The sequence below is a fragment of the Nonomuraea sp. PA05 genome, from assembly GCF_008086045.1.
GTDB classification, from domain to species: Bacteria; Actinomycetota; Actinomycetes; order Streptosporangiales; family Streptosporangiaceae; genus Nonomuraea; species Nonomuraea monospora.
In genome coordinates this window covers 116,448-128,076 of record NZ_VSEY01000004.1, presented here as the reverse complement: position 1 = coordinate 128,076, position 11,629 = coordinate 116,448, and the positions used below count along the sequence as shown (strand labels likewise).

The following is an 11,629-nucleotide window of genomic DNA, read 5'->3' as shown; positions in this document are numbered from 1 at the left end:
GCGTGCTTCCGTTGCCCGGCTAACCGCCGCTGATGGGAATGCCGGGGAACTTCCCGAGAAGCATGAGGTCGATGTCCGCCTTCTGCACGTTCGCGGGCACCTCGAAGATCGCGTGGAACTTGTGCGTCTTCCCCGGGGACACCTCCGCGAGGGAGCTCCACTGGGAGCACACGCAGGCCCCGCTGCGCTCGATCGGGTGGATGGGCTCGCCGGAGGATCCGGCGGGGATCAGGCCGATGCCCGCGAGGTCCATCTCCGAGGTGCCCTTCATGAGCACCAGCAGGTCGAGGCGGTCCTCCGCCGAGTCGTTCGTGATGGACCACTGCAGCGTCACCTCGCCACCCCTGCGGGTGAGCGAGGCGATCCTGACGCTCACCGGCACGCTCGCTCCCGACGCGTTGGTGGTGAAGGTGTCCGCGTCGGCGAGCACCTTGACGTCCGGCGCCGAGGAGGAGGGGGCGGGGGTGTCCGTGCGAGCGCGGGTGGTGCCGTCCGGTTCGGGGGACGTGGGCGTCGTCGCGGTGCGGTCCGGTTCGGGGGACGTGGGCGTCGTCGCGGTGACGGTCACGGTAGTGGTGGGTCCGGCCTGGGGCCGGGTGTTCGACGGGGGCTGCCACGGCTGCCAGATCAGCACCCCCGCGGCCAGCAGTGCCGCGACGGCGATCCCCGTCGCGGCCGCCATGGTGGCCACGCGGCGGTTCCCGGCGGCGGCGTCCGGAACCGCCGGGCTGGTCGGGGGCGGCGTCCAGGCGCCGCTCACCACGCGGGTCGCGATCGCCGGGGTGGCCGACTCCCTGCCGAGCAGCCTGTCCAGGAGTTGCTGGGCGGTCGGCCGCCGGGACGGGTCCTTGTCCAGAGCCTGCGCCACGAGAGGCCGCAGCCGCTTGTCCAGCCCGTCGAGCCGGGGAGCGTCGTGCACCACCCGGTACAGCACCTGCGGGATGGGCCCGGTGCCGAAGGGCGGGCGACCGGCTCCCGCGTACGCCATCACGCCTCCCCAGGCGAACACGTCGGTCGCCGGCGTGTCAGGCAGGCCGTTGGCCTGCTCGGGAGCCATGTAGGCGGGCGTGCCGGAGATGACGGCGGAGCGGGTCGCGTCGGACTCGGTGATGCGGGCGATGCCGAAGTCGATGACGCGCGGCCCCACCGCGCTCAGCAGGATGTTGGACGGTTTCAGGTCACGGTGGACCACGCCGGCCTGGTGGATGGCGGCCAGCGCGGTGGCCACCCCCGCCGCCAGCGCCTCCAGGCTGGACCCGCGCATCGGCCCGCGCGTCTCGATGACCGACGCGAGGTCCGGCCCGTCGACGTACTCGGTGACGATGTAGGCGATCCCACCGTCCATCCCCACGTCCAGCACCGGCGCCGTGCAGAAGCGCGCCACCTGCCGGGCGGCCTCGGCCTCCCGGTGGAAACGCTTGCGGAACCGGTCGTCGGCGGCCGGACCGGAACGCAGCACCTTCACGGCCACCGGCCGGAAGTCCCGGTCCTGGGCCAGGTAGACGACACCCATGCCGCCCTCACCCAGCTTGCGGACGATCTGGTACGGGCCTATCTGATGTGGGTCAGGATGCACCCGACACATTGTCATGACATCACCTGCAAGGGGCTAGCAAAAACCGCTAAATCGGGTTCGGCCGAGAGGGGTTGCCAACATAGTCTCTGTAAGAGACGATGTTTTGGGCGCCTCGTGGGAAGAGGTGCCGGGCGTGGTAGTAGTGGGGGTCCGCGAAGGAGGCAGAAAGGGCGAGCTGGTGCACTCATGACCGAGCGCTATCTCGGTGTCCTCGGCATGGCCGAGGCCCTGGGGGTGACCCGGCACGCGGTGCACAAGTGGCGCACGCGCCACCCGAGCGGCAGCGAGCATCCGTTCCCCGAGCCGGACGTCGAGGTGGACGGGGCCCCGGGCTGGCGGGCCGACCGGGTGGGGGAGATCGTGCGGTGGCGGGAGAGCCTGCCGGGCCGCGGCGTCGGCGGCGGACGCCCCACCGCCGCGCGGCAGGAGTACCTCAAGGCGGCGATGGCGCGCGGCCTGGACCGGGACGAGGCGCTGCGCGCGCTGGCGACGTTCCAGGCGGAGTTCCCCGAGATGAGCGAGCCCGAGCTGTGCGCCTGGCTCGTCGAGAAGTTCCGCCGCTGACCCCGTCCCTCAGACGAAAGGCGATGACACATGCACGCAGACGGCCCGGCGGTGGACGGCGAGACGGCCCCGGGGTTCGAGGAGGTACGCGAGGCGTTCGCGGCCAACCTGGCCTCCGGCGAGGAGATCGGGGCGGCGGTCGGCGTCTACCTGCACGGGAGGAAGGTCGTCGACCTGTGGGGCGGCATCGCCGACCCGGAGACGGGCCGCCCCTGGCGGCGCGACACCCTGCAGGTCGTCTACTCCACCACCAAGGCGGTGACGGCGGCGTGCGCGCTGCTGCTGGCCCAGCGCGGCGAGCTCGACCTGGACGCGCCCGTGGCCCGCTACTGGCCCGAGTTCGCGGCGGGCGGCAAGGCGCACATCCCCGTACGGTGGCTGCTCACCCACCAGGCCGGCCTGCCCGCCCTCGACGACCCGATCACCCCGGCCGACGCCATCGCCGGTGAGCCGGTGGTGCGGGCGCTGGCGGCCCAGCGGCCGTTCTGGGAGCCGGGCACGGAGCACGGCTACCACGCGCTCACCTACGGATGGCTCGTCGGCGAGGTGGTCCGCCGGGCCTCCGGCCGGTCGATCGGCACGTTTCTCGCCGAGGAGATCGCCGCGCCGCTCGGCCTGGACCTGTGGATCGGGCTGCCCGAGCGGGAGCACCACCGGGTCAGCCGGATCGTCGCCGACCAGGCCGCCTTCGACGCCGCCGCCATCGACCTGGACGCCGTCCCCGAGCCCATGCGGGACGTGCTGGCCGCCTACACCGACCCGGCGTCGCTGACCACGCGCGCGATGACGCTCGTCAAACCGCCGCTGGACCACAACGACCCCGTGGAGCAGGCCGCCGAGATGCCCGCCACCAACGGCATCTGCACGGCGCGCTCCCTGGCCGCCTTCTACGCCGCCCTCATCGGGCACCGCGTCCTCACCCCCGCCGCCCTGGCCGCGGCCACCGCGGAGCAGGTGTCGGGGATCGACCGCATCCTGCGCGTGCCCGTACGGATCGGCACCGGCTTCGGCCTGCCCACCCCCGACGCGTTCTGGTACTCGCCCACGGCCTTCGGGTTCGGCGGTTACGGCGGCTCGATCGGCTTCGCCGACCCGGACAGCGGGCTCGCGTTCGGCTACGTGATGAACCGGCTCAGGGAAGGCGTCCCCGACCTGCGGGCGGCGCGCCTGTACGACGCGGTCGTGCGGGCGATGAAGGCACACACCTGAGTGCCGTCACCATCGCCACATGCTCACCCGAGCCCGCACCCCCGGCGACGCGTGCAGGACAGGCTGCCCCTCCGGCGCGGGCAGCCCCGCCGCCTGCACCAGGCTCTGGTCCAGCCCGTCGAGGTGGGCGTGGTGCAGCGGCCACGGCGGATGCTCCACCAGGGCGGTCGCGAGCCGCCCTGCCACCACGCTGAACAGCCGGAACCGGGCGGTCAGGAAGTGCGCCAGCTCGTCACGCTCCCGCTCCACCAGCGGCACCCCGGCCTCCACGTCGGCGTCGCACCGAGCGCCGGCGGGGCCGGGCAGGCGACGGCGGCACCGGTACCGGGTGTGGCCGTCGCGGACGTCCACCGACATGCCTGACCAGTAGTAGGGCAGCCAGAAGCCGCCGCGCCCGCCGAGCGCGGCGGCCAGGCGCGCCGCGTCCAGGGAGAAGAACCAGATCCCGGTACGCCCGCGGGCGTCGCGCACGTACGTCCGTAGGTTCGTCTCGGGAAAGGCGGACATCCACGGCAGCGCGGGAACGCCGGGCACCCGCACGTCCCGCATGCGGAAGCAGGCGAGCCCGACCCACGCCGCCCCGTCGAACGGCTCGACCCGGAGCTGCGGCGGAAGCAGCGCCTGGACCTGCTCGGGCCGGTAACGCCAGTGGATGAACGTCATGCGCTCCCACCGCTGGTACATCACGGGCCAGGCGACACGGGGAGAGGACGGAGCTCGCACCCCCGCTTCCTGCCCGCCCCTGGCACGTGCAATCCGCCGGGTTGTCCGTTTCTGTGCTCCGCGACAGGGCAAGGGCGGGTGCATGGTGATCCCGGACGCGGCCGATGCCTCGCTGGAGACCGTGCGGGTGGTGGCTTGGACCACCCTCAGGCGCTGGCGTCCCGGATGGCGTACAGGCGGCGGGCGTGCCCGGCCGAGTGGTGCAGCCGGTCCAGCAGGATGCCCTCGCGCAGCGCCCACGGGCAGATGCGCATCGCCTCCAGCTCCAGGGCGGCCATGGTGGCGTCGGCGACGATGGCTCCGGCGAGGATCTGGCGGGCGCGGGCGGCCGAGACGCCGGGGAGCTGCGCCCGCTCCGCCGGGGTCCTCTCGCCCAGCAGCTCGATGGCCTCGCGCAGGTCGGCCCGGCGCAGCTCGCGTACGACGTGCGGCCCCGCCTTGGCCTTGGGCGCCCCGCACAGGCGGGCGAGCTGGGCGAACGTCCTGGAGGTGGCGACCGCGGTGGCCTGGCCGGCGCGGTGCCTGGCGGCGATCTCGCCGACGCGCTTGGCGAGCACGGACTCCACGTGTTCGCGTAACGACCTGCGGTGCCGCTTCTTGACCCGCTCGGGGTCGGGCAGCCGGTGGCGGGTCAGCCGCCCGGCCCCCAGAGGAAGGCAGAGCGCCAGGTCGGGGGTCTCGCCGTCGCCGTAGGCCAGCTCCATGGAGCCGCCGCCGATGTCGGCCAGCAGGATCGGCCCGGCCGACCAGCCGAACCAGTGGCGCACGGCCAGGAAGGTCAGCCTGGCCTCCTGCTCCGCGTCCAGGTAGCCGACGCGCACGCCCGAGGTGGCCTGGATCTCCGTCAGGATCGCGTCGCGGTTGGCGGCGTCCCGGATGGCGGCGGTGGCGTACGGCACCAGCTCGTGCACCCGGTGGCGCGCCGCGACGTCGGCGGCCTCGCTGACGGCCTCGGTCAGCCGGTCGATCGCCGCCCGGCCGATGACGCCGTCCCTGCCGATGGCCTCCGCTAAGCGGAGCCGGCGTTTCAGCGTGGCCACCGGTTGCGGCGGGTAGCCCGCCGTGAGGTCCGCGATGCGGAGATGGGCGGTATTGGAGCCGATGTCTAGCACGCCGAGTCGCATGGTCAGCCGGTACCCGCCAGCGAGGCCGACAATCTTCAAGCCGACTGCTCGCGCGGGCCGCGCTTCCTGGCCATGGCGGCGCGGCCGAGGGGGATCAGGCTCGGGTTGACGTTCTGCAGCACCGTGTCCTCGGTGATCAGCACGTGGGTCACGTCGGTGCGGCCGGGCACGTCGTACATGACGGGCAGCAGCACCTCCTCCATGATGGCCCGCAGGCCGCGCGCTCCTGTGCCGCGCAGCAGCGCCAGCTCCGCGATCACCTCCAGCGCGTCGCGGGTGAAGTCGAGCCGCACGCCGTCGAGCTCGAACAGCCGCGCGTACTGCTTGACCAGCGCGTTGCGCGGCTCGGTGAGGATCTGGACGAGGGCGTCGCCGCTGAGGTCGTGCACCGTGGTGACGACCGGCAGGCGCCCCACGAACTCCGGGATCATCCCGTACTTGACCAGGTCCTCAGGCATGAGCGCGGCCAGTGAGCCGGTGTGGCCCGGCTGCTCGCCCGCCGGGCGCAGCACCGAGTCGAAGCCCGTCCTGCGGTGCCCGACCCGCTGCTCGATCAACTGATCGAGGCCCGCGAAGGCGCCGCCGCAGATGAACAGCACGTTGGTGGTGTCGATCTGGATGAGCTCCTGCTGCGGATGCTTGCGCCCGCCTTGCGGCGGCACCGACGCCGTGGTGCCCTCCAGGATGCGCAGCAGCGCCTGCTGGACGCCCTCGCCCGACACGTCCCTGGTGATGGACGGGTTCTCGCTCTTGCGGGCGATCTTGTCGATCTCGTCGAGGTAGACGATGCCCGTCTCGGCCTTGCGCACGTCGTGGCCGGCCGCCTGGATGAGCTTGAGCAGGATGTTCTCGACGTCCTCGCCCACGTAGCCGGCCTCGGTCAGCGCCGTCGCGTCGGCGATCGCGAACGGCAGGTCCAGCAGCTTCGCCAGCGTCTGCGCCAGCAGCGTCTTGCCCGAACCCGAGGGGCCGAGCAGCAGGATGTTGGACTTGGAGATCTCGACGTCGCCGCCCCGCCGGCCGGCGCCGCCGGAGAAGATGCGCTTGTAGTGGTTGTAGACCGTGACCGACAGCGTCTTCTTGGCCTTGTCCTGCCCGACGACGTGCGCGTCGAGGAAGGCGTAGATCTCGCGCGGCTTGGGCAGGTCGTCGCGCCTGACCTCGGTGGTCTCCGCCGCCTCCTCGTCGATGATCTCGTTGCAGATCTCGATGCACTCCTGGCAGATGTACACGCCGGGGCCGGCGATGAGCCGCTTGACCTGCCGCTGGCTCTTTCCGCAGAACGAGCACCCGAGCTGGTCCGCGCGATCACCGAGGCGTGCCATTCGCAGTCGCTCCAGAGGGGGGCAGGAGTGATGTTTCCAGGCTGTTTCGCTCTAAAGCGTACACGCCTGGCCCTGGGCCTCCAGGGGTTCAGGCGCGCGGCGCCACCGGCGCGGGCAGGCCCGCCTCGAACAGGCGCGCGTCCACCTCGTCGATCGCCAGCCGCAGCGCGCCCAGCGCGACGCTCTCGGCCCCCAGCGTGGAGGCCCTGATCTCGGGAACGCGCAGGCAGATGCGCCCCAGCTCGCGGGCGAGCTGGTCGAGCATGAGGTCGGCGGAGCGGGAGAAGCCCCCGCCGAGCACGACCATCTGCGGGTCGAGGGCGAGCACCAGGGCGGCGGTGCCCACGGCGAGGTCGCGGGTGAAGCGGCGCACGGCCGTCCTGGCCGTCTTGTCGCCGGAGCGGGCCGCGTTGAACACCCAGGCGGCCGCGTCGTCGGTGTCGATGCCCGGCGGCAGGCTGGCGCAGCTCTCCAGGTGGCGGGGCGCGGTGAGCCAGCGGACGGCGGGCAGCGCGCCGATCTCGCCCGCCGCGCCGCCGTAGCCGCGCCGCAGCGTGCCGTCGATGATCAGGCCGGCGCCGACGCGCATGCCCGCCAGCACGTAGACGATGTCGTCGGCGTCGCGCGCAGCCCCCTGCCACCGCTCGGCGAGCGCGGCCAGCTTGCAGTCGTTCTCCACCTGGACGGGGCAGGAGAAGCGGGCCGCCAGGTGCTCGGCCAGGCTCACGCTGGCCCAGCCGGGCAGCGGGGTGAACAGGGCGGTGCGGCCGCTGGCGTCGACCGGCCCCGTCACCCCGACACTGATCGCCCAGATGTCTCCCGGGCTCAGGCCGGCCGCCGCCATGCACTCGTCCACCGCCGCGTCCACCACGGCCAGCCGCGCCGCCGGGTCGGCGCCGGGATCGACCGGCAGCCGGCTGGTCGCGGCGACCGTGCCGTCGAGGTCGGCGAGCATCGCCAGCACCTTGTGGGCGCCGACGTCCACGCCGACCACGTGGCCGGCGCCGGCGTTGAACCGGTAGCGGCGGGCGGGGCGCCCGACGACGCTGCTGCCGTCGGGCTCCACCACGGTGAGCCAGCCGTCGGCGACCAGGCCCTGCACGATGACGTCCGTCCCCGGCCGGGACAGCCCGGTGCGGGTGGCCAGCTCCGTGACGGTGGACGGCGGGTTGCCCCGCAGCGCCCTGACGATGCTGAGCGCGTTGAGCTCCCGCATCCGGTTGACGTCCGTCCCGGTCGTGACCTGCTCGGTCACCGTGGCACCCCCTGAATAACGATGCGCTCTTGACAAAAGAGTAGTGCGACCTCAGGAGATCGGATACCACTGCCCGTCAGGAGCGACGGCCGGGCCGAAGTCCACCTCCCGGCCGTCGATGGCGAACACGTACCGGCCCTTGCGCACCACGGCAGGCCTGGCCGACAGGTACGCCGTCATGTCCGCCAGCTCCTCCGCCCGCAGCCACCCGGGCGGGTCGGACAAGGCGCGGAAGCCGCACACCGTGGCCAGATCCCGCAGCCAGTCGAGCTGCTGGTCGCTGAGCAGGTTGAGGCGGCTGCGGAAGTACACGACGTCCGGGTCCACCTCGGCCAGCGGCGCGTGCCAGAGCCGGTGCAGCGTGTTGACGACGGCGTTGCGCGCCATCGCGTCTGACGGGTCGTCGCTGGCGTAGTTCTGCCACATCGGCGCCACGTCGGGGCCGCTGCGCAGCCCGTCGAGCAGGCCCAGCGAGGGCAGCAGGATCGCGCCGCTGCCCAGCAGGTACACGTCCTCGCCGGCCGTCCGCCTGATCAGTTCGAGCGCCTCGCGGTAGGCCCGCTCGCGGCCGAGGCCACCCTGCCGCACGCCGGGCGCGGCGCCCGCGTTGATGAAGTCGAGCTTCAGGTAGCGGAAGCCCCACTCGTGCACGACCCGGTGGATGAGCCGCTCCACGTGGCCGAGCGCCTCAGGCTTGGACAGATCCAGCGCCCAGTAGCCGGTGCCCCAGTTGTGCCCCGCGATCACGGGTTCGCCGTGCTCGTCGCGCAGCAGCAGCTCGGGGTGCTCGCGAGCGGTACGTGAGCCCGGCAGCACAATGAACGGGGCCAGCCACAGCCCCGGCGTCATCCCGGCGCCGGCGATCCGGTCGGCCAGCGCGCGCATCCCGGACGGGAACTTGGCGTTCGGCTCCCAGTCGCCGACCATCTCCTCCCAGCCGTCGTCCACCTGCAGCACGTCGAAGGGCAGCCCGTTCAGCGCGTCGATGTCCTTGGCCAGGCCCGGCTCGGTGATGCCCTCGTAGTAGGCGTACCAGCTGCACCAGACGTTGCCCGCGCGCCGCGCGCCGGTGCCCAGGCGGCCGGCCAGCGCGCGGGTGTAGGCGCCGAAGACCTCCTCCTCTTCGCCGTAGGCGAGGAACCACGGCGCCCCGTCGTCCTCGTACCAGCCGGCGAGCGTGTCGCGGTCGGCCGTCAGCCGGGGGGTGCCGATGCCGAGCGCGCCGAGCAGCAGGACCCGCCCGTCGTCGCCCTGCAGCGCGGCGACCGCCGAGGAGTGGTGGCGGGCCGGATCGTCCCAGACGGGGTCGTCCGCGGTGATGCGGCGCCGCGGGTCGGCGATGCGCAGCGGCGGCTCGGACAGCCGCCGCCACCCGCACGGGCTCCACGAGTTCTGCCCGTGCCGGTAGAACAGCGCGTCGCCGAGGCCGTGCAGCACGGCCACGCGGCCCGGCGGCAGGACGACCCCGCCCTCGATCTGCTGGAGTGGCTCGGAGCCGGTCGGCTCAAGGGCTACGGTACGGCCTGCCAGCTCGACGAGCAGCGGCATGATGCTCCTTTTCTCTGTGAGTCGGTCGATCAGGTGAACAGCGCGTTGACCTGGTCGTTGGCCTTCTTCAGCCCTTCGGCGGCGCCGATCTGGCCGAGGATGATCGACTGGATGGCGTCCTGCACGATCGTGTTGATCTCGTTGCCGTGGTCGGTGATGGGCAGCAGGAACGTGCTGCCCTGAGTCTTCGTCGGGTCGAGGTAGGCCTGCACGTCATGCCCCTTGGCCTCGTGGGCCGCCGCGGCCTTCTCACTGGCCGTCTTGATCGCGGGGAAGACGACGGCGTTGTCCGCGACGACGTTCTGGCAGTCGGCGGAGCCGAGGTACTTCACCCACTTCCACGCCTCTTCCTTGTGCTCCGTGCCCGCGAAGATGGCGTCGGACAGGCCGTTGATGGCGGTCTTGCGGGTGCCGGCCGGGCCGAGGGGCATCGCGGCGAACGCGAACTTCTGCTCGGCGTCGGGGCCGAGGAAGGTGCTGATCGTCCACGAGCCGGCGAAGGACATCGCGCCCTTGCCCGCGTTCAGCACCGCGTCCCTGCCCAGCGTGGACTGCTTGTCGAACTTGGGCGCGTAGCCCTTGTCGACGAGCTGCTTGTACCAGTCGATGACCTGGGCGAGCTTGGGGTCGTCGTACTTGTACTGGGTGCCCCACGGGTTCTTGTCCAGGTAGGTCCAGCCGTTGGCCACGGCCAGGTCGCCCCAGCCGTTCTGGCCCTGGGCGCCGTCGGCCCACTCGGGCAGGAAGCCGTACACCTTGACCTTGGACTTGTCGAAGGCCGGGTCGAGGCCGTTGTGCCCGTTCTCGTCCACCGTGAGCTTGGCGATGACCTGCTGGAGCGTGCCGCCGTCAGTGGGGTTCCAGGTGAGGTCGGCCATCTCCTCGGGCTTGACCTTCTGCTCCTCCAGCATCGTGGTGTTGTAGACGAGCGCGACGGTGTCCCAGTCCTTGGGCAGGCCGTACCGCTTGCCGTCCTTGACCCACAGGTCGGCCAGGCCGTCCTGGTACTGCGCGAGGTCCACCTTGTCGCGGGTCACGAACGGCTGGATGTCCATGATCTGGCCGCTGCTGACGAACTGCGGGTAGTAGGAGCCGTGGTCGGTCCACACGTCGGGGGCCTGGCCGGCGGCGAGCTGGGTGGTGAGGTTCTGCCAGTACTGCGCCCACGCCGTCTGCGTGATCTTGACGCTGACGTCCGGGTTGGCCTTCTGGAAGGCGTCGGCGCAGGCCTGGTACGCCGGGAGCTGCTTGTCGTCCCAGAGCCAGTAGTCGATGGTGACCTTGCCGCCTGCCGCGTCGCCCTGTGACTCGCCGCCGCCGGAGCCGCAGGCGGCGAGCGTGCCGGCCAGAGCCAGCGACAGCAGCGCCATGCCTGCCCGCTTGGTGGTGTTCATGATGCCTCTTTCAGGGGGGTTATTTGATTCCGGAGAAGTTGAGTGACTGCACCAGCCGCCTGCCGAGGAAGATCAGCAGGAGCAGGACAGGGAGCACCGAGAGGGTGGAGCCGGCCATGAGTCCGGTCCAGTCGGGGCGGGTGTTGGGCGACTGCTGGAGGAAGACGCCGAGTGCCACGGTGAGCAGGCGCGTCTCCTCCTCGCGCCCGACCAGCAGCGGCCACAGGTAGTCCTTCCAGGCCCACACCGTGGTGGTGAGCCCGATGGTGATCAGCGGGCCCCGGCTCATCGGCAGCACGATGCGCCAGAACACGCCCCACGCGCCGTTGCCGTCCAGCCGGGCCGCCTCCTCCACGTCCCGGGGGATGGACAGGAAGAACTGCCGGAGGAAGAAGACCGCGAACGGGGTCATCAGGATCGACGGGGCCACCATCCCGGCGAAGGTGTTGACCCAGTCGAGGTTCTTGATCAGCACGAAGTTGGGCAGCAGCGTGAAGATCGGCGGCACCATCAGCGCGGCGATCATGATGCCGAAGACCAGCTCGCGGCCGGGGAAGCGGAGCCGGGCGAACGCGTAACCGGCCATCGCGCAGAAGAACGTCTGCAGGACCGCGATCAGGCCGCTGTAGACGATCGAGTTGAGCAGGTAGCGGGCGAAGTCGATCTGCGCGCCGGATCCGCCCGCCGCGCGCGCCTCCTCCTGGCTGGTGAGCCCGAGGATGCGCTGGAAGTTCACCAGGGTCGGGTTGCTGGGGAACAGGGCGCCGCTGTCGGTGTAGAGGTCGGCGGCCGGGGTGAGGGCCGTGCGGACCATCCAGTAGAAGGGGAAGATCGTGAGCATGAGTGCCACGACCAGGACGGCCCAGGCCGGTACCCGGCCAAGAGCGGAGATGCGCTTCATCGTGTCGCCT

General features: G+C 71.8%; 10 protein-coding genes. 2 read left to right on the top strand and 8 right to left on the bottom strand.

Annotation, left to right across the window (positions count from 1 at the left end):
• Positions 1-19: 19 nt before the first annotated feature.
• Complete coding sequence (locus FXF51_RS07945) at positions 20-1,576, bottom strand: serine/threonine-protein kinase (RefSeq protein ID WP_187414248.1); 1,557 nt, start codon at positions 1,574-1,576, stop codon at positions 20-22.
• A gap of 186 nt (positions 1,577-1,762) precedes the next feature.
• On the opposite strand from FXF51_RS07945, the gene FXF51_RS07940 reads away from it, so the two are divergent.
• Both FXF51_RS07940 and FXF51_RS07935 read left to right on the top strand, forming a co-directional pair.
• Complete coding sequence (locus tag FXF51_RS07940) at positions 1,763-2,140, top strand: hypothetical protein (protein WP_148433617.1); 378 nt, start codon at positions 1,763-1,765, stop codon at positions 2,138-2,140.
• 30 nt (positions 2,141-2,170) lie between these two features.
• Positions 2,171-3,349: a serine hydrolase domain-containing protein gene (locus FXF51_RS07935; protein WP_148433616.1), complete on the top strand. Its 1,179-nt coding sequence runs from the start codon at positions 2,171-2,173 to the stop codon at positions 3,347-3,349.
• Between the two features lie 6 nt (positions 3,350-3,355).
• Here FXF51_RS07935 and FXF51_RS07930 read toward each other — a convergent pair whose 3' ends face one another.
• The 7 genes from FXF51_RS07930 to FXF51_RS07900 form a co-directional block, all read right to left on the bottom strand.
• A complete protein-coding gene (locus FXF51_RS07930) occupies positions 3,356-4,033 on the bottom strand; it encodes a YqjF family protein (RefSeq protein WP_262379351.1) in 678 nt (225 codons plus the stop codon).
• Positions 4,034-4,218: 185 nt separating this feature from the next.
• The gene (locus FXF51_RS07925) at positions 4,219-5,235 is read right to left on the bottom strand and encodes a Ppx/GppA phosphatase family protein (protein WP_262379350.1); all 1,017 of its coding nucleotides are present in this window, start codon (positions 5,233-5,235) and stop codon (positions 4,219-4,221) included.
• Complete coding sequence (clpX, locus tag FXF51_RS07920; RefSeq protein WP_148433615.1) at positions 5,232-6,521, bottom strand: ATP-dependent Clp protease ATP-binding subunit ClpX; 1,290 nt, start codon at positions 6,519-6,521, stop codon at positions 5,232-5,234. The genes FXF51_RS07925 and clpX overlap by 4 nt, the downstream gene beginning before the upstream one ends.
• 88 nt (positions 6,522-6,609) lie before the next feature.
• Complete coding sequence (locus tag FXF51_RS07915; protein ID WP_222871178.1) at positions 6,610-7,776, bottom strand: ROK family transcriptional regulator; 1,167 nt, start codon at positions 7,774-7,776, stop codon at positions 6,610-6,612.
• Between the two features lie 51 nt (positions 7,777-7,827).
• Positions 7,828-9,324, bottom strand: coding sequence for a glycoside hydrolase family 36 protein (locus FXF51_RS07910; protein ID WP_148433614.1), 1,497 nt, complete (start codon positions 9,322-9,324; stop codon positions 7,828-7,830).
• A 29-nt stretch (positions 9,325-9,353) separates the two neighbouring features.
• Positions 9,354-10,718 (bottom strand): ABC transporter substrate-binding protein, encoded by a 1,365-nt coding sequence (locus tag FXF51_RS07905; protein ID WP_187414247.1) that lies wholly within the window; start codon positions 10,716-10,718, stop codon positions 9,354-9,356.
• Positions 10,719-10,737: 19 nt separating this feature from the next.
• Positions 10,738-11,619 (bottom strand): carbohydrate ABC transporter permease, encoded by an 882-nt coding sequence (locus FXF51_RS07900; protein ID WP_148433613.1) that lies wholly within the window; start codon positions 11,617-11,619, stop codon positions 10,738-10,740.
• Between the last annotated feature and the right edge of the window lie 10 nt (positions 11,620-11,629).

Excerpts from the sequence above, each read along its gene's own strand:
- FXF51_RS07940 (WP_148433617.1), top strand. The coding sequence starts at position 1,763 with ATGACCGAGCGCTATCTCGGTGTCCTCGGCATGGCCGAGGCCCTGGGG.
- FXF51_RS07935 (WP_148433616.1), top strand. The coding sequence starts at position 2,171 with ATGCACGCAGACGGCCCGGCGGTGGACGGCGAGACGGCCCCGGGGTTC.
- FXF51_RS07930 (WP_262379351.1), bottom strand. The coding sequence starts at position 4,033 with ATGTACCAGCGGTGGGAGCGCATGACGTTCATCCACTGGCGTTACCGG.
- clpX (WP_148433615.1), bottom strand. The coding sequence starts at position 6,521 with ATGGCACGCCTCGGTGATCGCGCGGACCAGCTCGGGTGCTCGTTCTGC.
- FXF51_RS07910 (WP_148433614.1), bottom strand. The coding sequence starts at position 9,324 with ATGCCGCTGCTCGTCGAGCTGGCAGGCCGTACCGTAGCCCTTGAGCCG.
- FXF51_RS07905 (WP_187414247.1), bottom strand. The coding sequence starts at position 10,718 with ATGAACACCACCAAGCGGGCAGGCATGGCGCTGCTGTCGCTGGCTCTG.
- FXF51_RS07900 (WP_148433613.1), bottom strand. The coding sequence starts at position 11,619 with ATGAAGCGCATCTCCGCTCTTGGCCGGGTACCGGCCTGGGCCGTCCTG.